The organism is Rhizobium sp. WYCCWR 11146, assembly GCF_013591995.1.
Classification (GTDB): domain Bacteria; phylum Pseudomonadota; class Alphaproteobacteria; order Rhizobiales; family Rhizobiaceae; genus Rhizobium; species Rhizobium indicum.
Map to the genome: position 1 here is coordinate 348,565 of NZ_JACCEY010000016.1, position 23,658 is coordinate 372,222.

The window sequence follows — 23,658 nt, forward strand, 5'->3', positions numbered from 1 at the left end:
GTGGGAAATTGGGAAACTTCGGAAACAGCGAACAAGTGAGGGAGAGCGTAGTGAGAAATTCGATCGTCCTATCGATGGATCAAAAGGCGGCCATCGCCAAGGCAAAGGCATGGTTCGTCAAGGGCCGAGAAACACAACAGGTATTCAGGCTATTCGGATATGCGGGCACCGGAAAGTCCACCGTCCAGCAGGCTCTCCTTCAAGAGCTCAATGTCGACCCATCAGAGGTGCTGTTCTTGGCGCCAACTGGTAAGGCGGCGTCAGTGCTGATCAGCAAGGGTCACGACGCGAAAACGATCCACAAGGCCCTCTACACTCAGACCGGCGAGGATGATTCTGTCTACGAAGCCCTTGAGCGTGAGGCACTCAGCATTCGCGCGAAGCTAACGGCGATTTCGCTTGAAAACCGTTCCGCGTATTTGCGGCGGCTCGCCGCAGTTGAGGCTCAGATGAACGATTCATCATCTCGACCGAAACCTCAGTTTTCTTTCAGGGGGACAACAGCGATCGGCTCTGGCGTGAAGATCGTCATCATCGACGAGTGCAGCATGATAAGAAACGACACTTATAGTGATCTGCTGTCGCTCGAGTTGCCTATCATGTTGGTTGGCGACCCTGGTCAGCTTCCGGCAGTCGAAGGCAGCAATCCGCCACCTTCTCTTGTCACAGATACCCATGAAGCGGACGTGATGCTGGAGAATGTCGTCCGTCAGCACGGCAACTCGTCGATACTTGAGTTAGCAACAATAGTTAGGCGGGGCGAGATTCCGGAGTTCGGTGAATCCAAGAGAGATGGCGAGCACGTTGTTTACAAGGACGCAAGAGGGTGTCGGGGAAACATCGAGAAGATATTCGAGAAGGCCGGTGTAGAATATCCCGAGTATTTCGATCAGATCATATGCGGCAGGAACGTCACCCGCTTTGCTATTAACGATTACATGAAGCGCAGGCACGGCATCCGGCATATATTCCCCGTCGGAGAAAGGGTTGAGAAGCTGATTGTCTATCGGAACATTTTCATCGACGAGCATTTCATCGCAAATGGCGCCGAAATTCGCGTGGAAGAAGACAGGACGCGCGAAGGGGAGATTAAGCCATACAGCCGAGACGATCGCTCCATAGATCACCCTGTAACGATCACGTCATTGGACGGCAAGCCAGTTCGCATCGGTGGCGCTTCACTTTGGAAGCTCCCCTTCGAGGGGCATGCCGAGTTCGAGGCCCGCGAACGCGTTGAGAAGAACGCGGCAGCGCCTCTAGTATACGCGCAATGGTCATGGGCGATCACCGCGCACAAGTCGCAGGGGTCTGAGTGGGGCAGGGTCTGCGTGTTCGACGAGAGCGACGTTTTTCGCGACCACCGATCGCGGTGGCTTTATAGCGCGGTCACGAGATCCAGCCGAGACTTGCTGATGATCAAGGTCTGAGGTGACGCAATATGCAGTGTGCGCCTTTGTGATTCTGGCGAAAAACCACTATATATAGTGCTGATCCTTGATAGGTGTACGCAGCCATGATCCACATCCGAATTGGCAGAGCATATGAGTAGACGGATTCGAACCGCGGAGGAATCCGCGCGCCGCGAGAGCGCAATAGCCAAGTCGGCGATGTACACGCTGTTAGCTGACAGCACGGCGCCCCGTGACCCTCGGATGCGCGGCGATCATTATCGCAGGCACTTGGTCGATGCGCACCGGACGATCGAAATACTGCAGTTGCGGATCACAGATCTGGAGCAGGAGCGGGATAAGATTAAGCAGGCTCGCGAATACGATCTTTCCTTATGCGTCACCCGGACAGCGGCTGAGGATGCTCGGCAAGATGCTTTCCGACTTGCCCGACGAAAGGCCGCAATCCTGGCCGAATGGCCGCACGGCGTACCGACCATGCTGTCTGAGGAGATCGACTGCATTCCCGACCCGAAACCGAAGTGGAGCAAGTGATGTCAGCACCCGAAAAGCACCGCGACCTTTCCCGACTTTCTGAGCTCCTGGCGACCCACACCGCCCCAGTGAGCGCCAAACCCAAGAAGGCGCCTAAACTCGTCGCCCCTGCCAACGACAACAAGCCAGCCCGCGCGCTACTGGCTTGGCCGGCATTCGAGCGCCTGGCTCATCGCGGTGACGTCGTCCGCCTGTATGCTCTTCGGCATTGGCGTGACATGATCTTTCCGCGAGAAATCGTGGTTGCCGATGAAGGGCAATACGATCCGGAGACAGGAATTGAAATCCGGCCGTCGGAGGCCGAGCTTCTTGGCGCGGCCGGCTGGAAAGTTATCGATCGCGAGCGCTGGGCCTTCACGGGTGAGATGGTCAATACGTATGAGCCGACGCAGGAGGTCTCGCCTAAATATCGCACCAACAGGAATGGCTCTCTGGAGGCGCGTCTTGGCGATCTGTTGTTTCGGGACGGCGATCTCAAGCAATGGGGCTCGACGAGGAAGGGTGCGGCCCTGCAGCCGGTTGAACGCTCTCGGGGCATCAAAGGCGGCGGCAAGTCATCCCGGTCGGAAAGCGCAATATGGTCCTACATTGAACTGCGTGGCGCCGTTTCGCCACTTACCGCGATACCGTATGCCAAGCCCATATCAAGTGAACCAGCGATCCATGATTGCTACTCACCATTGCCGCGAGAGGCTCCAAACGCGAAAGACAGGCATGGTCGGTACGGAACCGCCGAAGCTCGCCAGTTGCTGCAACAGTTCGGTGTCGACGGGAGCGTGCGCATTGATGAGTTGCCAATCAAGGCTACTCGCTGCCCAGACGGCCTCATCGCTGGGGAACAATGGATCGGAGGAGTGAAGCAACCGAAGCCGACCGGCGAAATATCGGCGCCAGCCGGCCGAGAGCCTGAATTCGTGCGCCTAGTCGAGACGATCGACTATGTCGAACATCTCAGAAGCAGGCTTGGTCGGAACGCCAAGGTTCTCGACATGGCAATCACTGATGCCTCTGCGAAGGATATCGGCGTCGCTATGGGACTTGCACCAGCGTATGCCGAGAAGCGCGGGACGGCGGTGATCGATGCGGCGATCGACGCGCTAATCGAGGTCGACGAGACTGCGCGGCGGGAATTCGCACCATCAGAACAGAAAATTGCCGCCTGATGTCCGGTCGGCGCTAGCGCCGCAGCGTATATTTATGAAGGGATGAATTCCCCAGCGGCCGCCATGTGCGGCCGTTTTGATTTGAGGCGCTGTCGAGCCGCGGACGTTTTTAACTCGCGAGTGCAGACAGGACAGCCTCATTCCCCATTACCGCGGCGCGCCTCCTCTCGCGACGCGGTAGTCCTGCGGCAGGTTGAGGCTTCATCGTCTCCCTGCCGCTTTTGCTATTTCAGGCGCTCCGCAGCCTTGTTCGCCGCGTCCCTATCCGGACCGTGCTTATCGATGATCTCCTGAGCCTGATCCGGGCTAATCCCGTGCTTCTTCGCGAAGTAGCTCACTTCGTATGGTTCGCCTGCTGCGACCTTATTGCGGTCTGCTGCGCCACGCTTCGATTTGTCGTCGGCCATCTGTAATCTCCTCTATTGCATGGGCCACAACGCATGGCGGAATCCACGGTTCCAGATCGGCGCTCAGAAGAGGCGAAACAGTATCGGCGGCTCTACCAATCAGCCCGCTGGCGTCGCATCCGTCACCACCAGCTAGCCACCCAACCCCTTTGCGAATGGTGTCTTGAATCGGAGACCATCACCGAGGCGACCGAGGTGCACCATGCCTTGCCTCACAGAGGCGACCTTGAACTCTTTTGGTCGGGTCCATTCATCTCGACGTGCCGGCCATGTCACGCTTCCCGAGGGCAGCTCGAGGACAATGGCAAGACCGTGGTCCGGTTTGGGCCGGACGGCTGGCCCCTCTGACGGGCAGGGGGTGGTCCATTGTTATGGAATACCGCCGCCGCCTTACCGGTGTCCCCGCATCGCGTACGCATCTGCATTTCAAAATATGACCCCTGACTGAGGATTTTACTTCCATGGCAAGACCGAGGAATCCGCTCGGCAAGGCCAAAGCCGAGGGGCGGGAAACGATCAATGCGGGCCGGTTCAAGGGACGCAAAGAGCCCAAAGGCAATGGCCCGCTCGGGGCTCCGCCGAAATGGCTGACTGATACTGAAACGAATAAGCAGCGTTCGGCGTGGCTCCTTTTCCAAAAAGAGATTCCTTGGCTGATGGAATCGCACCGAATGCTCGTCGGCATGGCCGCGAACATTCAGGGTCGAATCATGGCCAATCAAGATGTTGGCGTTCAGGCGATGAACCTTCTCAGGCAATGCCTCGGCCAGATGGGGGCAACCCCGGCTGACGCCACAAAGGTTGCGGTGCCGGATGGCGACGAAGAGAAAGACGACCTCCTCGACTAGTGCGCTGGATCGCGTGTCCGCTTATGCGCGATCGGTCCTAGACGGCAAGACAGTTGCCGGTCCTCACGTTCGAAACGCCTGCCGCAGACACCTAGCTGATCTGACCAACGGTCATGAGCGCGGGCTGTACTGGGACGACGCGGCTACCACACGAGTTTTCCGGTTCTTTGAAGAGCGGCTGAGACTGAGCGACGGCCAGTTCGACGGAAAGCCGTTCAAGCTGCATCCGTCGCAGGCTTTCAAACTGGGCTCCATCTTCGGCTGGAAGAGAGAAGACGGCACCAGGCGTTATCGCACGGTCTACATCGAGGAAGGTAAAGGCAACGGCAAGTCACCGTTCGCCGGCGGCATTGGCCTCTATGGTCTCATGGCAGACGCTGAGCCAGGCGCGCAGATTTATGCGGCCGCCGCCAAGAAAGACCAAGCGCAGATCCTGTTTCAGGACGCATGCAAGATGGTCCGGCAGGCACCAGCCTTGAACGATCGGCTGAAATTCAGCGGCGGCCTGGGCAAGGAATTCAATATTGCCCATCACCGGTCGCAGTCGTTCTTCCGCCCGATCTCCAAGGAGGCCGGCAAGACTGGCTCAGGCCCGCGGCCTCACTTCGCGCTCTGCGATGAGGTCCATGAACATCCTGACCGCAGCATCATGGAAATGCTGCAGCGCGGCTTCAAGTTTCGGCAGAACCCTCTGCTCCTGATGATCACGAACTCCGGCAGCGACAGGAATTCTGTCTGCTGGGAGGAGCGCGAGCGCGCGGTCAAGGTTGTGGCCGGCACTCAGACGCCAGACGACGATTTTACATTTGTCGGTGAGGCGTGGGAGGGTAGCGACAGCGTCTTCGCGTTTATCTGCGGGCTCGATAAAGACGATGATCCGATGACGGATCCGTCTTGCTGGGTGAAGGCAAATCCGCTTCTCGGAACCATTCTGACGGCCGATTACCTGGCTGGGGTGGTTGCCGAGGCAAGGGCAGTCCCTGGCAAACTGAACAACGTTCTTCGCCTGCATTTCTGCGTCTGGACCGACGCCGACAAAGCGTGGATGTCCCGCGAAACGGTTGAGACGGTCATGGCACCGTTTGATCCAGAGGAACACGCAGGCAAGGATGTCTACCTGGGCATCGACCTTGCCGGCACCAAGGACATGGCTGTTGTTGCGTGTGCCGTGCCGACTGGCACGGTCGAAGTCGTCCGAGCCGACAGCAGCCTGGCAATTCTGCCGACCTATGATGCTTGGATCGAGGCATGGACGCCGGGCGATACATTGGCGGCCAGGACCGCGGCAGACAAGCAGCCGTATGATCTTTGGGTTCGTGACGGTTTTCTAAACGCTCCACCAGGTCCACGCATCCGCTTCGATATCATTGCGGCTCGAGTGGCCGAGATCAACAGCACCTACAACATCAAGGCGATCGCCTATGACAATTACGCGTTCGCCAAGTTCAAAGATGAGCTAGATGCGTTCGGCGTAGAGGCTGAGACCCTGCCACATCCCCAAGGCGGGAAGGTGAGGGCCAGGCCATCTGATGCGCGCGTCGAGGCAGCTAAGGCCGCCGGCGAAAAAGCGCCGCTCGGCCTGTGGATGCCCGGCTCTGTCACCGAACTCGAAAACCTCATCATCGATGGGCGCATCCGACTTCGCAGCAGTCCAGTCCTCATGTCGGCTCTCATGGGTGCGACCTTCAATCATCCACCCGACCCACACGGCAATCGCTGGTTCGTCAAGACGCGGGCTTCGGTTCGTATAGATTCTGCTGTGGCCCTCGCTATGGCGGCGGGAGCCGCAGCGGACGGCGGCGTTGAAATCGCACCGATCGCGTCCCCATGGGATGACCCGAACTTCCAACTAATGGCGGCGTAATGGCTATCAAAGAATGGTTTTCCCGCCAGAATGCGGTGAAGGCGCCCGAAACGCGCGCGAGTATCGAAAATCCGACAGTGCCGGTGAGTGCCGAAAATTTCATGGCATTCTTCGGCGTGCAGAGCGCAAATCTGCCTCACGTCACCATCGACAATGCGCTGAACGTGCCGGCCGTCATGGCGGCGGTGGCGTTCATGTCCCGCACGCTGGCGGCCTTGCCGCGGCACGCCTATCGGACGCGCAAGGGCAACGGAGAGCGTATCGGCGGCAGGCTTGAGACAGTTGTGAACTCCGCGCCAAACGACACAGTGGGCGCATTCAAGTTCTTTCAATGGTTCTGGCAGCAGGTTTTCACCGGCGGCCGCGGATTGGCCTACATCGAGCGTACGCCGCAGGGCATCGACTCGCTATGGCCGATGGATCCGACGAAAACCAACATCAAGCGTGTCGGATTCAAAGTCACCTATGAATACGAGGGTAAGACCTACGACGCGGCCGATGTGATTGACGTGCCATTCATGCTGAAACCTTGCGGGCTTCGGCATTACGGCCCGATCAACAAAGCGTCGAAGGCCATCCAGCTTGCGCTCGCGATGAATGATTACGGCAGCAACTTCTTTGCCGGCGGTGGTGTTCCTCCGCTCGCCTTGGAAGGTCCGTTGCCGGCTGGCGCCGAAGCGATGAAGCGAGCGCAGGCCGATATCAAGCGGTCTGTGGATGCGGCTAAGAACGCGGACGAGCCAATCTTCCCGATTCCGGCAGGCTACAAACTGTCACCCGTCGGGATCGATCCTGCCAAAGGCCAGATGATCGAGGCACGCCGGTTCCAAGTCGAGGAGATCGCCCGTGCGTGGCAGTTGCCTCCGGTATTTCTGCAGGATCTTACGCGCGCCACATTCAGCAACGCCGAGCAGCAGGATCTGCACCTAGTCAAGCACCTAATAAGCCAGTGGGCAAAGGCGCTCGAGGACGAGATGAACCTGAAGTTCTTCGGGCGGTCCGGCGGCCGGTACATAGAGCATGCGCTCGATGGTCTCCTTAGAGGAGACTTTAAGACCCGAATGGAAGGCTATGGAATTGCCATTCAAAATGGCATCCGAAAGCCCGACGAGATCCGTGCCTTGGAGAACCTCCCAGCAGAAGGCGGGCCGGCTGACAAGCTCTACATTCAGGGCGCAACGGTGCCGCTCGGCACATCACCGGCTGCGGCGGCTGCCAACGACAACAATACCGATGATGAGGCCGTTGCGGCATGACAACCAACATTGAAAAGCGCAGTTACGTCGGCGCAGTCGAGCACCGTGCCGACGACGGCAAGCGCACGCTTATTGGCTATGCCGCCAAGTTCGAACGGCTGGCCATGATCGGCAGCTACTTCCAAGAGAAGATCGCGCCTGGCGCGTTCTCCACGGCGATCGGCGGCGACATTCGGGCTCTGGTCGATCACGACCCAGGCCGGGTCGTGGGTCGAACAAAGAGCGGCACGCTCCGGCTGTCCGAGGACGGCACCGGCCTGCGCGTTGAGATCGATGTGCCGGACACTACTGACGGCAATGATCTCTGGGTACTCGTTGAACGCGGCGACATTTCCGGGATGAGCTTTGGGTTCCGCGTCACCAAGGAAACTTGGGACGAAACCGGCGATGTTCCGGTGCGCACGATTCAAGCCGTGGAGCTCTTCGAGGTCTCCGCGGTCGCGTGGCCCGCATACGAAGACACCACGATTGGCCTCCGGTCGCTTGATGCGGCTCGGGCTGATGGCGATTTGGCGAGCCGCAACGCGACCGCAGCCGCCAGGCGTGTAGCCGAGAAGCGCGCGGCGATGGAGCAGAGAATTCGGGGCATCCGGCAGGACGCTTCGTAGTCACCCGGCACCAGCCGGAGGGCCGGACAACACGTCCTGCCATTCACCACAACTGATTACAGCTCGCCGCGGCGGGCTTTTTTATTGGAGAAACGCATGTCCCTTAAGGACCTGAATGAGAAGCGTAGCAAGCTCGTCCACGACGCTCGCGAAGCACTCGACGCCATCACGGCAAATACCGACCAAGCCCGCGCATCTGAGCTCGATACCCGGCATGACACAATCATGGCTGAGTTCGACAGGGTCGAAAAGCTGATCGAAAGAGAGCAGAAGCTCGCGGAGATCGAGAAGCGCTTCGAAGAGCGGCGCGTAGAGCGACGCCCGATATCCGGCGACGGCGAAGCTCGTGGCCAGGATGCTGACGACCAGCTTTCCTACCGCCATGTATTTGCGAAGGTGGTCTGCGGCGGTCTCGACGATCTGAGCGCTGAAGAGCGCACAGTTTTGAGGCAGGGTGCCGCCAAGTTCGAGCAGCGTACTCAGACCGCCGGCACGACGACTGCAGGTGGTTTCACGGTTCCGACAGAGCTGGCGAACGAGATAGTCAAGTCTATGCTGGCTTGGGGTCCGATGTACGACGGCGATGTCGCACGCGTCATCACGTCCTCCGCCGGCAACCCCATGAAGGTGCCGACGGTCAACGACACTGCGAAGTCGGCTGGGGCACATACTGAAGGCGCCGCGCTGACCGATGATGGTTCTGAAGACGTTACGTTCGGTCAGAAGTCGCTCGACGCATACGTCTTCGACACTGAGTTCATCCGGTGGTCGTTCGAACTCGAATCCGACTCGATCTTCTCCATGGAAGCTCTTCTGGCGGATCTGCTTGGTGAACGCCTTGGCCGCATTGCCAACGCACAGCTCACGACCGGCACCGGTTCGTCGGCACCCAACGGTGTCGTTACCGCATCAACGCTCGGCAAGACCGCGGCTTCGGCCACGGCACTGACCTGCGACGAGCTGATTGATCTGGAGCACTCGGTGAACCGAGCATACCGCAAGTCGCCGAAGGCAGCGTTCATGATGAACGATCTGACGGTCAAGGCGGTGAGGAAGCTGAAAAATTCCGACGGCGATTATATCTGGTCGGCCGGCGACGTCACCCAGGGCCGACCGGCTACGCTGCTCGGCTACAAGCTGAACGTAAATGACTCGATGGCCGATATTGCCACGGGGCAGAAGACGGTTCTCTTCGGTGACTTCAACAAGTATTTCGTCAGAAAGGTCGGTTCCCCGGTGATCGGCGTTCTGCGCGAACGCTTCTGGCCGGATCTCGGCATTGCCGGCCTGATCCGCTTCGACGGAGAGCTCGCTGACACTGCGGCGATCAAACATCTCATCCAGGCGTAGTGAAGCGCGGGCTGGCCTTCGGGCTGGCCCGCCTCAGGAGGCGACATGCTTTTGAAAATGACAACGGGCATTTCCGGTCCCGACTTCAATCTCGCCCCCGGCGACACGCACGAATTTGACGACGACGAAGCTGGTCGCCTGATTGAGGCGGCCTTCGCCGAAAAGGCGGACGTGCCCGATGCGGCACCGGCTGAGAAGCGCAAGAAAGGCAAGGCGAATGTGGTATCCACCGAAGGTAACCCAGGCGCCGAGTGAGCCAATCTCGAAAGAGGAAGCAAAGCGTCAGTGTGTCGTGCTTCACGATGACGATGACGCTCTTTTCGAAGCTTTGATTTCTGCCGTCCGCGATCACGTTGAGCGGTACTGCAATACGCCATTGGCAACGCAGACCGTCGAGCTGAAGTGCGATGCCTTTTGCGACTTCGATCGACTTCCTTTGGCGCCGGCCCAGTCTGTCACATCGATTGCGTACGTGGCCGCGGATGGCACGGATGCCGAAGTCGACATCGCTGATATCGAGGAGCGCTTCGACGGCTTCGAAGCTTCGGTTGTTCCGGAATACGGCAAGCAGTGGCCGGTTCCTCGCAACGGATCACGCATCACCATGACAGCCGTTGTGGGATACGAGTCGCTGCCTCCATCCATCAAACACGCAATGCTGCTTTGGATCGCTGAAGCCTACGAGAAGCGCGAAAACGACGCGCCTCCAAGTTGGACCGCGTTTGACGCGCTGCTTTGCAATCATAGACGCGGCTAACCCGCAGGAGAAACTCCATGGCAGACATCGTAATTACATCCACCGCCGTTCTCGCCGCCAGCAATGCTGAGCGCGACAACGGTATCGCCGGAGAGACTCTAGTCGCCGGCAAACCTATCTATCTGGCCTCCACCACAAACCGATGGATGCTGGCAGACAGCAACTCGGCCACAGCCGAAGCACGGCAGCCAAAAGCGGTTGCGCTCAACGGCGCTTCGGTTGGCCAGCCCGTGTCATTCCAGAAGTCCGGCGACATCACGATCGGCGCCACGCTTGTCGCTGGTACGGCATATTACCTCTCAGACACGCCCGGCGGCATCTGTGCCCTCGCAGACGTCGGCTCCGGCGAATACGTCGTTCTCATAGGCATCGCTAAGTCGACGTCGGTTCTCCAACTGAGCTTCCAGTACCCCGGCGTAGCGCTTTAATGTGGGTGCGCTTTCTGGCGGACTATGACTGGCGGGCCACGCCCGCCGTCACTATCGCCTACAAGGCCGATACGGTCGCCAACGTGACCACTCCATGCGCTGCTGCGGCGAAAGCCTCTGGCCACGCCGAGGCGTGTCAACGTCCGAAGGACAGCAGCAAATGACCGATACGCGTGGTGCAGGCAAGTTGCGCGAAAAGCTGCTTTTCCAGCGCCGCGCGATCGTCGACGACGGAATGGGAAACGAGCAATCTGGTGACTTCGCTACGGTTTTCACTGCGGCAGCCGAACTAATCCCGCTAAAGGGCGGCGAGCCGGTTCTGGCCGCGCGTTTGTCTGGCGTGCAGCCATACATCATCCGAATCCGCTCGTGCGCTGCCGCGCGCGAAGTGACGCCAGCATGGCGTGCGGTTGATGCCCGGCAGCAGAGCAGAACGTTCAATATCACGGCGGCTATCGATCCCGACAATAAGAATGCCTGGCTTGATATCATGGCCACGCAGGGAGTTGCGACCTGATGGCAGTTATGGCTGAACTCAAAGGGCGAGACGCGCTGATGCGGCGGCTGAACCAGTTGGCGCCGAACGTCGAGAAGTATGCCGCGCAGGCGAAATTAGAGGTGGCTGAAGAGGCCGCCGAAATGATGCGCGAGCGAGCACCCACGGGCGCAACGCTGGAATATCGTGAGAGCTTCAGCGGCGAACTACTGGCCAATAATCCAAACAAGAAGCAGGTCGGACTTTCGCAGACGAAAGATCCGTCGGCCGCTGGCGTGTTCGCCGAATACATTTGGCGTTTCTTGGAGTTTGGGACCGCTCCGCACAGTACCGCAAAGGGCGGCGGCACGGTCCTTGGCAAGAAGACTGCTGCCGCAAGCGGCAAGGGAATTCACCCCGGCACCGCTGCGCAGCCTCACATCTTTCCAACTTGGCGCAGTTATAAAAAGAAAGCCTCCGCCAAGATACGTGCGGCAGTCAATAAGGCCGTTCGCGAGGCCATGGGGAAATAACCGATGGCCTCCGCAGAACTTGAACTACAGGGTGCTCTTGTTGCTCGCCTGAAGGCGGATTCGCCACTGACGGCGCTTGTGCAGGGCAGGGTGTACGACCAGCCTCCGTCGCCTGTCGTTTATCCGTACGTGACGCTCGGCGAGGCGCAGACGCTACGCGACGACGCAACGTGCGTCAGCGGCGCGCAGGTTTACCTGACGCTGCACGCTTGGTCGACGAAGCCGGGCCTTCCGGAGGTTAAGGCGATAGCCGATGCTGTTGTCGAAAGCTTGCATATGGCGCCGATCACGCTGCCGACCAATCGATTGATCTCAATCATGCACCGACAGACGCGGACTTTCCGCGATGCTGACGGGCTGACCAGCCACGCGGTTATCGAATTCGTGGCCAACACCGAAAAGCCGTAGCTTTCGCGCCGGCCACCAACCAACCACACCACATTGGAGACTAGCACATGGCAGACGGCCAGCAGCTTGGACGCCTCCTGCTGATTCAAATCGGCGACGGCGGCAGCCCGACGGAAATTTTCACCAACCTTTGCGGTCTCAAAACCCGCAGCTTCAACATGTCGGCATCCGAGATCGACACTACGATCCCGAGCTGCTCCAACCCCGGCGGCCCGGTTCAGAAGACCAGCCGGCCAGGCATTTCGAACCGCACTTTCAGCGGCTCTGGCAACTTCGTGTCCAGTTCGGCATCTGACATCTTCATGAACCACGTGCGCGCGGCCGAGGCATTCAACGCCAAGGTCATCGTACCCGGCGACGGCACATATACTGGCTCATGGATGGTTACCGACTTTTCGTTCAGCGGTGACGTCGAACCCAACATGGAGTTCAGCGCGACCTTCGTTGCCGCTGACGTCCTGTCGTTCACGGCCGAAGTTTAATCATGGCTGAAGAGGAGAAGACCATGGCTGACGCCATCTACAAACACGCAGTCAATGAGGCGCGCGGAGAAGCGCGCCTCATTATCGACGGCGTAGAGCTCGTTCTTGCCGCCGAAATGGGGCGCCTGTCGGCTGTTTCCAGCCGTCTGCAGTGCAAGTCACTGAACGACTTGTTCATGCGCCTGTCTGGCGTCGAGGCAGCCGCCACATTGGCCGGCATCGAGCTTCTGACGGTTAAGGGCAATGCGCTCGAGGCCATCACCAAGATCAAATTGAAGCATTTCCCGGCGTGTGCCGCGACCTTCTCAACGATCCTGGCGCATCACTTCGATGGTGACGAGGGAAACGCGGAAGCCGTCGGCGAGACGGCGTAGACCACAAGTCGGATGAAGAAATGCCTTTCCGCCAATGGATGCGGACAGGTCTTGGAGGATTGGGCTGGCGGCCAGCAGACTTCTGGTCTGCCACACTGACCGAGTTCTTTGAGGCCATAAACGGCCACAACGAGGCGCAGGGCGGCGAGCAAGAAGCGGCGGCACCCAGTGAAGATGAAGTCGCGGCTCTGGTCGCGAAGTATGGCTAGATCGGCGCGAGTTTAACAGCCGTGCCGCTGGCGGCCACGAACAGGATGCCACCACTGCCGGACGTAGAGAGCTCGTTATAGTCCAAATCGACTGCAATCACAGCATCGGCGCCAACCGCGGCCGCTTCTCGACGCAGTTCTTCCAAGCATGCAAGTCGTGCTTCCCTCAGAGACTTCTGAGAGGAGTTTGACCGACCGCCGACAAAGTCTCGCCAGTTATTGGCGATGTCGCGGAAGATGTTCATTCCGAGAGCAGCCTCTGCGGCGATGATAGATATCACGCTTTCTACCTTGCGGTTCGGAACGTCGATCGAAGTTGTCAAGACGATAGCCGCGAGTTGTTTCGCTCTCGCCTCTTGCTCCGCGAGATCCCTGCAGTCCATGCAGAGGGTATTTGCAGACCCAGACCCCAAATAAAAGCTTTTCCCACAGCTGCTGCAATTTGGCACGAAAACCCCTCCCAAGGCCCGCAACCATGCGGGCTTTTTCAATTCTAGGATGCGCGCAGCATGGCTGACAATACCGATGATCTGATTATCAGTATCTCGACTGATCAGGCCACACTCCGCCGCAGCATCAAGCGCATTGAGCAGGATCTCGGCACGCTTGCCGGAAGTGTTCAGAAACAGTTCTCGGCTGTCGGCAAATCGATCGACAACTCCGTCTCCTCGACGCTTCAAAACCGCATCAACGGCATGGTTGGTATCGGCAAGGCGGCATCCAAGGAATGGACCGGCGCGCTTGCGGATCAGGGCAAGGAGCTTGATCGGCTTCGTGCTCGCTATTCTCCGCTATTTGCGACAATCAACCAATACAAGACCGCTGTTGCCGACATTAAGCAGGCACATGCGCTCGGTGCAATTTCAGCCAACGAGATGGCGACTGCGATCAGCAGAGAGCGGCAGGCTGCACTCGCGTCGACGGCTGCCATCAAGGGTCGCAATGCAGCCTTGGCGGCGACGCCATCGCAACGCAACGGCGGTGGATTTCAGACTGCAAACATTGCGGCACAGTTTCAGGACATCGCAGTAACATCTGCGATGGGCATGAACCCGCTGCAGATCGCCCTACAGCAGGGCACGCAGCTTTCATCCGTGCTCGCCACGATGGGCAACGGCAAGCAGGTAATCGGCGGCCTGGCTGCGGCGTTCGCCAGTCTTGTGAGCCCGGTTTCCCTGGTGACGATCGGCCTGATAGCCGGTGGCGCTGCGGCGATCCAATATTTTTCGTCGATCGCAACTGGTGGAGACCAAAGCGCCGAGAGGCTCAAGGAGCAGGCGCAGCTTATTCAGGATCTTGCGACGCGCTGGGGCGATGTAATCCCAGCCCTTCGCGAGTACGCCAATGAGCTTGCTCGCGCGAAAGATGCTGCCGACATTAGGCAGGGCGTCAGCCTCGTCAATGAGAAAACGCTCGAGTCGGTTCGCAAGGGTATAGATGACACACGCGCCACATACGCTGCGTTTGTCGCAGACTTGCGTGTCGGTGGTGAAGAACCGGAAGTTATCAAGCAGTTCGAGGATGCCTACCAGCAGTTTGCCAAGGCAGCAAACGAGGGCAAACTGGAAGCCGCTGACGTTCAGCGTGTTCAGGATGCCCTTGCTGCGGCGATAAATAGTTCCGGCATACCCGCCGTCTCAGAGTTCAAAAAAGCATTCGACGAACTATCCGCAAGCGCTGAGACGGCCGCTAAAAAGGTCGGAGAATCCAACGAAGCGTTGCGCGCGATCCCAGAGTCAACGTGGCGCAGTTTTGACCCGCAAACCGGGAAGCCGGGAACCAACGCCCAGCCATGGGACCAAAACATCCAAAACCCTGGCTTTATGACGCCGGAGATTGGACCGACACCACAGAGCCGACCAAACATCGAGCTCGAAGGCTTGCCGGGCGCCGACAAGGCGATGAAGAGCGCTGAAAGCGCCGCCCAAAAAGCCGCCAACGCCTACCGTGACCTGCAGAAGGCTGCAGATGATCGCATTGGCCAGGTTAAGCAGGAAATAGACCTGCTTGGCAAATACGGCATCGAGGCGGATGCTGCACGCTTTTCGTTGGATCTGTTCCAGCAGGCGGAAGACAAGGGGCGGTCGCTCTCGGCTACGCAACGCGCCGAGATCCAGAAGAAGGTCGATCTTTACAAGCAGTATTCTGAGACGCTCTCAAAGGCGAAGCTCTCGCAGGATCTGCTGAACGACATGCGATACAATTCGCTGTCGAAAGAAGACCAGAAGATCACGACGACGCTCCGTCAATACGGGTTGCCGGAAGATCTCAATAGCGATCAGGCCAGCCAGATCAGGCAATCGGTCAAAGCCGAAGATCTGCGTGGCGACCTCATGGATTTTGCGTCCGACTTCAAGAGTGCTCTGCTCAATAATGGCGGTGACATCGGCAAGGCCTTTGGCGACGCCATCCAGAATGCTGCGCTGAACCAGATTTCGAAAATTGCTGATCGGTTCATTGACCAGATCATCAACGGGATCATCGGGAGTGTCACGGGGCAACCCGGCGGCGCTGCAAACGGCATTAGCGCGGCAATAACTGGCGCCATAGGTGGCGGTTCGTCCACCGGTAATGCAGTGGCAGCAAGCAAAGCTGTGGTTTCCAGCGCCGGATCTGCGGTTGACAAGGCTTTTACGTTATTCGGCGCCAACGAAAACACGAATACGTCTTCGATCAACTCCTTCCTGAAGCAGGGCGGCGTTGATCTTAATGCGGCACAAACGAAGTGGTGCGCGGCGTTCGTCAACTCTTCGCTCGAGCAGGTCGGCATCAAAGGAAGCGGTTCGCAGGTTGCAAACAGCTTCCTTGATTGGGGTACGAAGGTAGATCCAAGCCAGATCCTCAAGGGTGACGTGCTGGTGCAGAACCGTGGGCTCGGCGCCAATCAGGCCGGTGGGCACGTCGGCTTCGCCACGGGCGCGACCCGGTATTCCGGCGGCCAGCAGCAGCTTGAGATGCTTTCCGGCAACCTCAGCGATGGCGTTGGCAAGGAGTGGGTCAGCGCCATGGAAGTCCAGGCGCGGCGCGCAACCGAATCCGCCGCTTCTCTAGGTGGGCTCACCAGTTCTTCGCGCACAGCGATCGATGGCCTCGGCCAGCTTGGCAATGGTCTGAACAAGTTTGGCAGCAACCTTAGCTCGGGCGGGGGCGGATGGGGGCAACTTGCCGGCGGCGCTGGCGGCTTCGATTGGGCATCGCTTTTTAGCCCGTCATTCAAGCCGAACACGACATTTGGGGCGTTCCTAGGGCTGGCCGACGGCGGCCAAGTAGCCGGCGCAGGTGGTCCGACTGACGATGCTATCCCAGCAATGCTTTCCAACGGCGAGTACGTCATCAACGCTTCGGCGACGCGAAAGCATCGCCGACTACTTGACGCCATCAACTCAGGCTCTGTCGCCAAGTTGGCGAAGGGTGGACTGGCCGGGCCGTCGCTAGCTCCATCGGGTCGCGCGTACGGCAACGACAACGTTGAGATCAAAATTATCAACAACAACGGGTCGAAGGTTTCGCAGACAAAGCGAAAGACCAGTTCTGGCCAGACCATTGAAATGGTCATCGACGACATGGTCGCCGACAAAATGTCGACGCCAGGATCTCGATCGAGATCGGCGGTGCAGTCGCAGTTTGGTCTTCAAGGTGGATTGGCAAGACGATGACAGCTTTTTGGCCATACGACCTGCCGAAGCGTTTCACGGTTCCCTCCTATCAGGAGACGCGGCCGGACAACGTCATTTACTCTGATGTGTCGGTCGGGCCTGCAAAGGCTCGCCGGCGCACCACATCAAACGTCTGGGATCAGAGCGGCACGATGGTCATGACTTATGGCCAATACCGTTCGTTCCTGGCCTTCCTCTCCGAAACGCTCAGCGATGGCGCGGCAGCCTTTTGGTTTCCAGATAGGCTTGGCGGTCCCGATTTGCTCGTGCGCGTCAAAGAGCCGCCGAAGGCCTCCCTTGATGGGAACCTTTGGCAGGTCTCGATAACTCTTGAGGTGCTTCCGTGAGCCGTAACGTCTCGACGACATTCATCGCCGCGGCAAATGCGCAGGAGACAGATGAGGTTGTCATTTGTCTCCTAACGGTGACACACGAAGACCTCGAAGCGCCGATCTACCTCTCCAGCAACGCCACGACCCGCCTTTCCGAAGACCCGCTCGTCTACGGGACTGAGAGCCGCGGCGAACAATATTTCTATCTGCCGTTCGAATTCACGCTTCCTGATGATCAAAGCGACAACCCGCCTCGTGTTCAGTTGAAGATGGACAATATCGAGCGGTCGCTCGTTGCCGTTCTACGCAGCTTCGCAACACCGGCCAGCGTCCTGATGGAGATCGTGTTGGCGTCGGATCTCGATATGGTTGAGATCACCATGCCAGCGCTACAGATGTCCGACGTCTCGATTGACGATCACACTGTTTCGGCAACGCTGGTTGCGGATGCTTTGATCAATGAGCCGCACCCGGCCGGCCAGTTTACCCCAGGCTCATTCCCTGGACTGTTCTGATGGAGCGGTTCATCGGGATACCATACGTCCCGCACGGCCGAGGCTACGACGGGGCGGACTGCTGGGGCGTTCTCTACCTCTATTACCGTGACATTCTTGGCATCCTTGTGCCCACCTATGTGGCGGAGATGGAGGTGAGGCGGTTCGACCGTCGCGACATCGGGCCGCTGATGAGGGCGGAGCGCGACCGTGATTGGGTTCAAGTCGAAACTCCTGCCATTGGCGATTGCGTCCTGATGCGCGCCGGGCGGCACGACAGCCACGTCGGGGTGTTTCTCGGCGGCGGTCGCATGCTGCACTCCGAAGGGCCTCACCCCTCACAAATTGAACGGATGGCCGACGTGCGATGGCGCGACCGGATCACCGGGTTCTACAGGACAATCCATGTTGATAGCCCGAAACGTGACGCCCCAGATCATCGGGCCGAACGAGATGGTGGACGTCTATCTGCGCCGCTCTCCTCTTCGTAAGCAGCGCGAGCACTTTGAAGTTCCGGCCTGCCTGTCGATCGAGGAAATCATCGCGTTCTGCGATCTGAAGCCTGTTCGCCTGCACGTCACGATCGGTGGCCACGTCATCGAGCCGAAGAACTGGCCGCGCGTTCGGGTCAAGCCGGGCGTTTCTGTCACCATCGTCAAGGTGCCGGGGAAGGGCGCTTTGAAAGCAATCGCCGGCTTGGTCGTGGCTCTTGTAGCAGCAGTCGCCGCTCCATGGTTGGCAGGAGCGCTTTTTGGACTAACCGCCGGGACGACGGCATTTTCTGTCGCGACAGGCCTTATCGGCGCTGGCATCTCGCTTGCTGGCTCCATGGCCCTCAACGCGCTGTTTCCGGTGGCCAAGCCCGCGTCGCTGCCCAACACGACAACGCTTTATTCGATCGGCGGCGCGCAGAACCAGGCGGCGCAATACGGCGCCATTCCGGAAATCTTCGGAACTCACCGAATTTCGCCGCCCTATGCGGCTGGCGCGTACACCGAGCTCGTCGGGGACGACCAGTATCTACGCATGCTCTTCGTGGTCGGCTACGGGCCGATCGCCGTTTCGGATTTGAAGATCGGCGAGACCGAGATCTCGAAATTCGAGGACGTCAAATATGAAGTCATTCAGGATCACACCGTCACGCCAGTGACGCTCTACACGAAGCCAGTTTTTCAAGAAGACGTCTCTGTTGAGACGGACGCTGCTACCGGGTGGGTACAGCGGACGACCGCAGACAATGTCGACGAAATATCGGTCGACGTGAGCGCCCCGAACGGGATTTATCGGCTGAAGGCGAAAGATGGTTCTCGTGTCAACTACACCGTCACGATCGATGCCCAGTATAAACTCACAAGCAGCAGCACGTGGTTGTCGCTCGGCACATTCGACCTAACATCGAATTCTCCGCAAGCGATTCGCCGGACCCTTTCAAAGTCTGTGCCGCGAGGGAAATACGATGTCAGGCTGAGCAAGTCTTCGCCGGACTATGATGGCAAGGACACGGTCGCCGAGACGGTCTACTGGACCGCAGTCCGCGGCCGGCGCAATGAGCCTGTCATCAGCTTTACGAAGCCACTGACAGTGATCGCAATGCGGATCAGGGCAACGGGCCAGCTTAACGGCACCGTCAACACTCTGAACTGCATCGCCAGCCCCAAAATCAGGGCATGGAATGGCGTGACATGGTCGTCTGGGCAGGTAACGCGCAACCCGGCTGACCACTTCCGACAGGTGTTGCAGGGCAACGGCAATGCGCGCCCCGTCGATGGAGCCTCGATCGATCTCGAAAGCCTACAGGACTGGCACGCATATTGCGAAGCGAAAGGGTTCACCTTCGATCTCGTCGCGACCGATCAGAAGTCAGTCTATGACCGACTGACGGAGATTGCTGCCGCTGGCCGCGCCGCGGTTTCGTTCCGTGACGGGCGATGGGGCGTAGTGTGGGATGTCTCGGACTCGACGATCGTTCAGCACTTCTCGCCACGGAACTCAGCTAACTTCTCGTCTGTTCGCGCTTACGTCGACATGCCGCACGGCTTCCGGGTGTCGTTCATCAATCGGGAAAATGGCTATCTCAACGATGAGCGCGTCGTCTATGACGACGGATACACCGAAGCCAATGCCACGAAGTTCGAAGGCCTGGATTTCCCCGGGGTCACCGACAAAGACTTGGTGTGGAAGCACGGTCGCTATCACATCGCCCAACTTCGGCTGCAGCGCGAGACCTATTCGCTCGACACCGACTTTGAAAACCTCGTCTGCACGCGCGGTGACCGCGTTCGCGTCAATCATGATGTTGTGTTGTGGGGGGCGGGTTCGGCAAGGGTTAGGTCGGTATCAGCGGCGCCAGAAGGCGTTGTGCTGGATGATCTTCTCCGCATGGAATCCGGTAAGACCTATTCCATGCGGTTCCGGCGGCCGGACGGCTCGTCGCTGTTGCGAACGGTTACTGGCATTGATGGCGAGTTCCGCTCCTTTGTGTTTTCGGACACTGGCGACCTGCCGTCGGCCGGCGACTTGGCGCTGTTCGGTGAAAACGGCTTTGAAAGCGTCGTTCTTCGCGTCAAAAGCATCCTCGCTCGCCAGGATCTTTCAGCCAAGCTTGAACTGGTCGACGATGCTCCGGCGATCATGCAGGCCGACACTGGCGACATTCCGCCGTTCCAGACCGGCATTGCTCCGGTTCCGGACTACCGCGCGTCTGCTCCGTCAGGGTTCTCTTATGTAGAATCCATCTGGACCACGTCGCCGGCGACGTCGGCGGTCGATATGGCTTGGCAAGCGCCGGATGTTGGGGCTGCCGCATCCTATATCGTGCAATACAAGGCGAACGGCGATGCGCAGTGGATCACGGCTTCAAGCGTCAGTGCTCCATCAATCCGCTTTGTAGATCTGGCGACTGGCGTCTATGACGTTCGCATTCGTGCGGTGTTCGCAAACGGCGAGGTTTCCGGGGCGCTAATAGGGTCGTTCATCTGCGCCATCTTTGCCTCAAACCCGGCTGACGTGACGGATTTCCGCATCTCCATTAGTGGCGATATCGCCATGATGCAGTGGGCGCTGCAGCCTGATCAGGCTCTTTCCCATTGTGAGATAAGGTTTTCGCCAGCTATCGCCGGAGCTACCTGGCAGACAGCCTCACAGCTCCGGACGAACGTGGTCGGGTCGCAGGCGCAAGTCCCGGCCATGGTTGGCACCTACCTCATCAAAGCTGTCAACTACGCTGGCCTGCTGTCTGAGAATGCAGCGCTTATCGTCAGTACCGTCAATCCCCTCACGGCCTTCAATGCCGTCGAGGCTTTGCAGGAAGATCCGGCGTTTGCAGGAAGCAAGACCAATGTCGTGGCCGCAAGTGGGGCTCTTCGCCTCGATACGGCGACCGACATTTTTGAGCTCGTCGACTGGTTTTCGGTGGACGACTTCTTCCTCTCGATCGGGGGCTTCGCCAGCGAGGGAACCTACGAGTTCGCCGACATCGTTGACCTCGGGGCGGTCTACACGTCTCGCGTTTCCGCGAGCGTCAGCGCATTTGGCGAGGTAGCGAGTCTCGACTTATTCGCGCGTTCCGACTGGTTCGGCGTGTCAGAGTATTTCGGTATGGCATCCGACTCCTTATGGAACGTGCGGGTCGAGGTCTCCTCAACGGAAGACGATCCTTCTGGATCGCCGGCATGGGCGGATTGGGCCGAGTTGACCACGGCGGACGTTTCGGCACGCGCTTATCGTTTCCGTGCCAAGCTTCAGTCGCTGCAGTTTGATGTCACTCCGGTGGTTGAACTGCTGGGTGTCACCGTCGACATGCCAGACCGCGTGATCGCCGAAAACGACCTGTTGGTGACGACCGCCGGGCGTGTGATCAGCTTCTCGTCGCCTTACTATGTCCTAAGCGGCATTTCGATCGCTGCCCAGGACATGCTGACCGGCGACTATTCCGAGATAACGGCAAAGACCGCTTCGGGCTTCACCATCAGATTTAAGAACTCGTCGGGCACGCCTGTCGCGCGGACCTTCGACTATGTTGCAAAAGGGTATGGATACCTCCAATGAGTCAAGCAACCACCTTTAGCGTTCCAACAACTGGCCCGGCCACGCCGAGCCTGATGGCGGCACGCATGGACGACAGCCTTCGGGCGCTACTCAGCGGTAACTCCGGTGCCTCACGGCCAGCCTATGCGGTCGCCGGAACGGTTTGGGTATCAACGGCCACCGCGGGGCAGCTAAAACTATATCTGTATGATGGAGCAGACGATATTCTGCTGATGGTAGTCGATACGGCCACGAATGCTGTCACCTTCAGTGGTCTCGGCGCCGCGATCAATGCTGCAACGGCAAAGACGGCGCCGATCGGTGCCGACAAGCTGGGAATATGGGACAGCGCGGCAGGCGACACGAAAAGCTTGACGCTCACCGTGTTGAGCACCTTCCTTGCGCCGCTCCTCGGTCCCGATTTCGTGCAGGGCGGGATCGTCCTGCCGAACGGGTCGACGCCGCTCACGCATCTGGATATTGCCGCCTTCACGGTGAAGGCGCTGAGCAAGTTCGCATCCAGCGCAAGCACGCTCACCAAGAACATCAATGGCACGTGGGTGGCCGGCAATGGCGGTGGCCTCGACACGGGCACCAAGGCGGCGAACGCCACCTATTTCGTCTATGCGCTTCGCAAGCAATCGGACGGAAGTGGCGAGGTTGTGCTTTCCACATCGGCCACGGTCGGCGGTGTCAATCTCTCGCTGCTGACTGGCTATGATGTGCTGGCGCCGATCGGTGTTGCGCTGACCGATGGCAGCTCAAACATCCGCGAGTTCATAATGAACTCTCGAGACGAGTACACATACACCACGCCCATCAGGGAAGTAACTAACGCTGCAATCTCGACAACGTCGGCGCTTTTGGCGATCACCGTACCGAATGGGGTGAAGGTCAAAGCAAACCTGCGATTTATGTTTTCATCTGGTGCCACAACCAATTCGGCCCTGTTCCATGATCCGGCGCAAGGAACGCTTGTCGCTGGCGGCAATGATGCAGGCGGAAATGTTGGCACGATTCAGGTTGCAAGTGGCTTTGCCGTTGGCTCCGACGAAATCTGGACGAACACAAGCATGCAGATCCGCCGGGTGTCTGGCGCCTCTGGCAGCATTTGGATTTGGACCGACGGCTTCACCTTCCCCTGCAAGAGGACTGCATAATGCCTTATGTGACACGTAACGCCGATGGCGACATCTGTGGACTTTTTGAGCAAATCCAGGAAGGTTTTGCCGAGGAACTGCTGGCGCCCGACGACGCTGCTGTCGTTGAGTACCTAAACAAGCCGCTGCCGGTTTCGTCGGTCTCTGCGCGTCAATTCCGGCTGAAGCTCCGGCGCTCCGGCCTGCTTGATCAGGTCAAGGCATGGGTGGCCACGCAGGACGGTGAAACCCAAGATGCGTTCGAATATAGCGGCACCTTCGTGAAGGACAGTCCTATGATGGTGGCCGGGTTCACGGCCATGGGATTGACCACCCAGCAGGTAGACGAGTTCTTCGTCGCGGCTTCGCAGTTATGATCTGGCCGATTGCACGATATCTTGCATACCTGCCCGCGAACCTAGCGTTCGTTCTGCTCTCCTATGCCCTGTCGCCTTTGCTGGCAGCGCTGTCTCTGGTGACCGGCCCAAGACTTCCCGGCATTCTGCAATGGTTTTCCACGCTCGACGCCAGTCTTGACGGCGGCATATCGCAGCGCGTGAAAGGCTATCGCGCCGGCCTGTCTGGCTGGCGTCTCTGGTGGCAACGCACATGCTGGATCTGCCGCAACCCGGCCCACGGCTGGCAATCGGAACTTTTGGGCATGCCCGCGGCGGGCAGCGTCGTTGTCCGTCAGGTGATCAGCGATACCCCTAAAAATCAATGGTACGTCATGCAGACGGCCAAGGGCGTGCGCTTCTTCTGCTGGAAGCGGGATCAGCCGCTGTTCGGCGGCTTCTACCTGAAGCTCTGGTTCGGCTGGGTCAATAAGGCCTACGACGGCCGTAACCACCACTACGCATTTCAGATCGGCCCTAAGCGGGTCTAATCCACACCCGAACAAACCGG

27 protein-coding genes are annotated in these 23,658 nt (G+C 58.9%); 25 read left to right on the plus strand and 2 right to left on the minus strand.

Annotated features, from left to right (window positions below):
* The first annotated feature begins 50 nt into the window (after positions 1-50).
* From HX899_RS11640 to HX899_RS11650, 3 genes are all read left to right on the plus strand, one after another.
* Entirely contained in the window at positions 51-1,427 is a 1,377-nt protein-coding gene (locus HX899_RS11640; protein ID WP_181292495.1) for an AAA family ATPase, read from the plus strand.
* 114 nt (positions 1,428-1,541) lie between these two features.
* Entirely contained in the window at positions 1,542-1,943 is a 402-nt protein-coding gene (locus HX899_RS11645) for a hypothetical protein (protein WP_181292496.1), read from the plus strand.
* Positions 1,943-3,106, plus strand: coding sequence for a hypothetical protein (locus HX899_RS11650; protein ID WP_181292497.1), 1,164 nt, complete (start codon positions 1,943-1,945; stop codon positions 3,104-3,106). The genes HX899_RS11645 and HX899_RS11650 overlap by 1 nt, the downstream gene beginning before the upstream one ends.
* Positions 3,107-3,330: 224 nt before the next feature.
* Here HX899_RS11650 and HX899_RS11655 read toward each other — a convergent pair whose 3' ends face one another.
* A complete protein-coding gene (locus HX899_RS11655; protein WP_181292498.1) occupies positions 3,331-3,513 on the minus strand; it encodes a DUF3606 domain-containing protein in 183 nt (60 codons plus the stop codon).
* 461 nt (positions 3,514-3,974) lie between these two features.
* Between HX899_RS11655 and HX899_RS11660 the strand changes: the two genes are divergently transcribed.
* The 14 genes from HX899_RS11660 (at position 3,975) to HX899_RS11725 (ending at position 13,105) form a co-directional block, all read left to right on the plus strand.
* Positions 3,975-4,361 (plus strand): hypothetical protein, encoded by a 387-nt coding sequence (locus tag HX899_RS11660; protein WP_181292499.1) that lies wholly within the window; start codon positions 3,975-3,977, stop codon positions 4,359-4,361.
* The gene (locus HX899_RS11665) at positions 4,327-6,225 is read left to right on the plus strand and encodes a terminase large subunit (protein ID WP_181292500.1); all 1,899 of its coding nucleotides are present in this window, start codon (positions 4,327-4,329) and stop codon (positions 6,223-6,225) included. Before HX899_RS11660 ends, HX899_RS11665 begins: the two co-directional genes overlap by 35 nt.
* The gene (locus HX899_RS11670; protein ID WP_181292501.1) at positions 6,225-7,481 is read left to right on the plus strand and encodes a phage portal protein; all 1,257 of its coding nucleotides are present in this window, start codon (positions 6,225-6,227) and stop codon (positions 7,479-7,481) included. Before HX899_RS11665 ends, HX899_RS11670 begins: the two co-directional genes overlap by 1 nt.
* Entirely contained in the window at positions 7,478-8,089 is a 612-nt protein-coding gene (locus HX899_RS11675) for an HK97 family phage prohead protease (RefSeq protein ID WP_181292502.1), read from the plus strand. The genes HX899_RS11670 and HX899_RS11675 overlap by 4 nt, the downstream gene beginning before the upstream one ends.
* Positions 8,090-8,185: 96 nt before the next feature.
* Complete coding sequence (locus HX899_RS11680) at positions 8,186-9,439, plus strand: phage major capsid protein (RefSeq protein WP_181292503.1); 1,254 nt, start codon at positions 8,186-8,188, stop codon at positions 9,437-9,439.
* A 45-nt stretch (positions 9,440-9,484) separates the two neighbouring features.
* Positions 9,485-9,694, plus strand: a complete 210-nt coding sequence (locus HX899_RS11685) for a hypothetical protein (protein WP_181292504.1) — start codon at positions 9,485-9,487, stop codon at positions 9,692-9,694.
* Positions 9,657-10,196, plus strand: a complete 540-nt coding sequence (locus HX899_RS11690; RefSeq protein WP_181292505.1) for a head-tail connector protein — start codon at positions 9,657-9,659, stop codon at positions 10,194-10,196. Before HX899_RS11685 ends, HX899_RS11690 begins: the two co-directional genes overlap by 38 nt.
* A gap of 17 nt (positions 10,197-10,213) precedes the next feature.
* Entirely contained in the window at positions 10,214-10,624 is a 411-nt protein-coding gene (locus tag HX899_RS11695) for a hypothetical protein (protein ID WP_181292506.1), read from the plus strand.
* Positions 10,625-10,784: 160 nt separating this feature from the next.
* Entirely contained in the window at positions 10,785-11,141 is a 357-nt protein-coding gene (locus tag HX899_RS11700) for a head-tail adaptor protein (RefSeq protein ID WP_181292507.1), read from the plus strand.
* Entirely contained in the window at positions 11,141-11,632 is a 492-nt protein-coding gene (locus HX899_RS11705) for an HK97 gp10 family phage protein (RefSeq protein ID WP_181292508.1), read from the plus strand. Before HX899_RS11700 ends, HX899_RS11705 begins: the two co-directional genes overlap by 1 nt.
* A gap of 3 nt (positions 11,633-11,635) precedes the next feature.
* Positions 11,636-12,040: a DUF3168 domain-containing protein gene (locus HX899_RS11710; RefSeq protein WP_181292509.1), complete on the plus strand. Its 405-nt coding sequence runs from the start codon at positions 11,636-11,638 to the stop codon at positions 12,038-12,040.
* A 47-nt stretch (positions 12,041-12,087) separates the two neighbouring features.
* On the plus strand, positions 12,088-12,522 hold the full coding sequence (locus tag HX899_RS11715; protein WP_181292510.1) for a phage tail tube protein: 435 nt from the start codon (positions 12,088-12,090) through the stop codon (positions 12,520-12,522).
* A 23-nt stretch (positions 12,523-12,545) separates the two neighbouring features.
* Positions 12,546-12,896 carry a hypothetical protein gene (locus HX899_RS11720; RefSeq protein ID WP_181292511.1) on the plus strand — a complete coding sequence of 117 codons (351 nt, stop codon included), beginning with the start codon at positions 12,546-12,548 and terminating at the stop codon, positions 12,894-12,896.
* A 20-nt stretch (positions 12,897-12,916) separates the two neighbouring features.
* Positions 12,917-13,105 (plus strand): phage tail assembly chaperone, encoded by a 189-nt coding sequence (locus HX899_RS11725; protein ID WP_181292512.1) that lies wholly within the window; start codon positions 12,917-12,919, stop codon positions 13,103-13,105.
* On the opposite strand, the gene HX899_RS11730 is transcribed toward HX899_RS11725, so the two are convergent.
* Entirely contained in the window at positions 13,102-13,428 is a 327-nt protein-coding gene (locus HX899_RS11730; RefSeq protein WP_246697091.1) for a YbjQ family protein, read from the minus strand. The genes HX899_RS11725 and HX899_RS11730 overlap by 4 nt on opposite strands.
* Before the next feature lie 186 nt (positions 13,429-13,614).
* Here HX899_RS11730 and HX899_RS11735 point away from each other — a divergent pair, with 186 nt between their 5' ends.
* From HX899_RS11735 to HX899_RS11770, 8 genes are read left to right on the plus strand one after another with little or no spacing between them, the layout of a single operon-like run.
* Positions 13,615-16,761 (plus strand): phage tail length tape measure family protein, encoded by a 3,147-nt coding sequence (locus HX899_RS11735; RefSeq protein ID WP_181292514.1) that lies wholly within the window; start codon positions 13,615-13,617, stop codon positions 16,759-16,761.
* A complete protein-coding gene (locus tag HX899_RS11740; protein WP_181292515.1) occupies positions 16,758-17,108 on the plus strand; it encodes a hypothetical protein in 351 nt (116 codons plus the stop codon). Before HX899_RS11735 ends, HX899_RS11740 begins: the two co-directional genes overlap by 4 nt.
* Positions 17,105-17,608 carry a DUF1833 family protein gene (locus tag HX899_RS11745; protein WP_138387005.1) on the plus strand — a complete coding sequence of 168 codons (504 nt, stop codon included), beginning with the start codon at positions 17,105-17,107 and terminating at the stop codon, positions 17,606-17,608. Before HX899_RS11740 ends, HX899_RS11745 begins: the two co-directional genes overlap by 4 nt.
* The gene (locus tag HX899_RS11750; RefSeq protein ID WP_181292516.1) at positions 17,608-18,078 is read left to right on the plus strand and encodes a C40 family peptidase; all 471 of its coding nucleotides are present in this window, start codon (positions 17,608-17,610) and stop codon (positions 18,076-18,078) included. Before HX899_RS11745 ends, HX899_RS11750 begins: the two co-directional genes overlap by 1 nt.
* Positions 17,993-21,634, plus strand: a complete 3,642-nt coding sequence (locus tag HX899_RS11755; RefSeq protein ID WP_181292517.1) for a host specificity factor TipJ family phage tail protein — start codon at positions 17,993-17,995, stop codon at positions 21,632-21,634. Before HX899_RS11750 ends, HX899_RS11755 begins: the two co-directional genes overlap by 86 nt.
* Positions 21,631-22,773 carry a hypothetical protein gene (locus HX899_RS11760; protein WP_181292518.1) on the plus strand — a complete coding sequence of 381 codons (1,143 nt, stop codon included), beginning with the start codon at positions 21,631-21,633 and terminating at the stop codon, positions 22,771-22,773. Before HX899_RS11755 ends, HX899_RS11760 begins: the two co-directional genes overlap by 4 nt.
* Entirely contained in the window at positions 22,773-23,129 is a 357-nt protein-coding gene (locus HX899_RS11765; RefSeq protein WP_181292520.1) for a hypothetical protein, read from the plus strand. The genes HX899_RS11760 and HX899_RS11765 overlap by 1 nt, the downstream gene beginning before the upstream one ends.
* On the plus strand, positions 23,126-23,638 hold the full coding sequence (locus tag HX899_RS11770; RefSeq protein ID WP_181292522.1) for a hypothetical protein: 513 nt from the start codon (positions 23,126-23,128) through the stop codon (positions 23,636-23,638). Before HX899_RS11765 ends, HX899_RS11770 begins: the two co-directional genes overlap by 4 nt.
* Positions 23,639-23,658 lie beyond the last annotated feature (20 nt).

Bases quoted from the DNA above. Each gene is read 5' to 3' on its own strand.
- HX899_RS11645 (WP_181292496.1), top strand. From the start codon at position 1,542: ATGAGTAGACGGATTCGAACCGCGGAGGAATCCGCGCGCCGCGAGAGC.
- HX899_RS11650 (WP_181292497.1), top strand. From the start codon at position 1,943: ATGTCAGCACCCGAAAAGCACCGCGACCTTTCCCGACTTTCTGAGCTC.
- HX899_RS11655 (WP_181292498.1), bottom strand. From the start codon at position 3,513: ATGGCCGACGACAAATCGAAGCGTGGCGCAGCAGACCGCAATAAGGTC.
- HX899_RS11660 (WP_181292499.1), top strand. From the start codon at position 3,975: ATGGCAAGACCGAGGAATCCGCTCGGCAAGGCCAAAGCCGAGGGGCGG.
- HX899_RS11665 (WP_181292500.1), top strand. From the start codon at position 4,327: ATGGCGACGAAGAGAAAGACGACCTCCTCGACTAGTGCGCTGGATCGC.
- HX899_RS11670 (WP_181292501.1), top strand. From the start codon at position 6,225: ATGGCTATCAAAGAATGGTTTTCCCGCCAGAATGCGGTGAAGGCGCCC.
- HX899_RS11675 (WP_181292502.1), top strand. From the start codon at position 7,478: ATGACAACCAACATTGAAAAGCGCAGTTACGTCGGCGCAGTCGAGCAC.
- HX899_RS11680 (WP_181292503.1), top strand. From the start codon at position 8,186: ATGTCCCTTAAGGACCTGAATGAGAAGCGTAGCAAGCTCGTCCACGAC.
- HX899_RS11685 (WP_181292504.1), top strand. From the start codon at position 9,485: ATGCTTTTGAAAATGACAACGGGCATTTCCGGTCCCGACTTCAATCTC.
- HX899_RS11690 (WP_181292505.1), top strand. From the start codon at position 9,657: ATGTGGTATCCACCGAAGGTAACCCAGGCGCCGAGTGAGCCAATCTCG.
- HX899_RS11695 (WP_181292506.1), top strand. From the start codon at position 10,214: ATGGCAGACATCGTAATTACATCCACCGCCGTTCTCGCCGCCAGCAAT.
- HX899_RS11700 (WP_181292507.1), top strand. From the start codon at position 10,785: ATGACCGATACGCGTGGTGCAGGCAAGTTGCGCGAAAAGCTGCTTTTC.
- HX899_RS11705 (WP_181292508.1), top strand. From the start codon at position 11,141: ATGGCAGTTATGGCTGAACTCAAAGGGCGAGACGCGCTGATGCGGCGG.
- HX899_RS11710 (WP_181292509.1), top strand. From the start codon at position 11,636: ATGGCCTCCGCAGAACTTGAACTACAGGGTGCTCTTGTTGCTCGCCTG.
- HX899_RS11715 (WP_181292510.1), top strand. From the start codon at position 12,088: ATGGCAGACGGCCAGCAGCTTGGACGCCTCCTGCTGATTCAAATCGGC.
- HX899_RS11720 (WP_181292511.1), top strand. From the start codon at position 12,546: ATGGCTGACGCCATCTACAAACACGCAGTCAATGAGGCGCGCGGAGAA.
- HX899_RS11725 (WP_181292512.1), top strand. From the start codon at position 12,917: ATGCCTTTCCGCCAATGGATGCGGACAGGTCTTGGAGGATTGGGCTGG.
- HX899_RS11735 (WP_181292514.1), top strand. From the start codon at position 13,615: ATGGCTGACAATACCGATGATCTGATTATCAGTATCTCGACTGATCAG.
- HX899_RS11740 (WP_181292515.1), top strand. From the start codon at position 16,758: ATGACAGCTTTTTGGCCATACGACCTGCCGAAGCGTTTCACGGTTCCC.
- HX899_RS11750 (WP_181292516.1), top strand. From the start codon at position 17,608: ATGGAGCGGTTCATCGGGATACCATACGTCCCGCACGGCCGAGGCTAC.
- HX899_RS11755 (WP_181292517.1), top strand. From the start codon at position 17,993: ATGTTGATAGCCCGAAACGTGACGCCCCAGATCATCGGGCCGAACGAG.
- HX899_RS11760 (WP_181292518.1), top strand. From the start codon at position 21,631: ATGAGTCAAGCAACCACCTTTAGCGTTCCAACAACTGGCCCGGCCACG.
- HX899_RS11765 (WP_181292520.1), top strand. From the start codon at position 22,773: ATGCCTTATGTGACACGTAACGCCGATGGCGACATCTGTGGACTTTTT.
- HX899_RS11770 (WP_181292522.1), top strand. From the start codon at position 23,126: ATGATCTGGCCGATTGCACGATATCTTGCATACCTGCCCGCGAACCTA.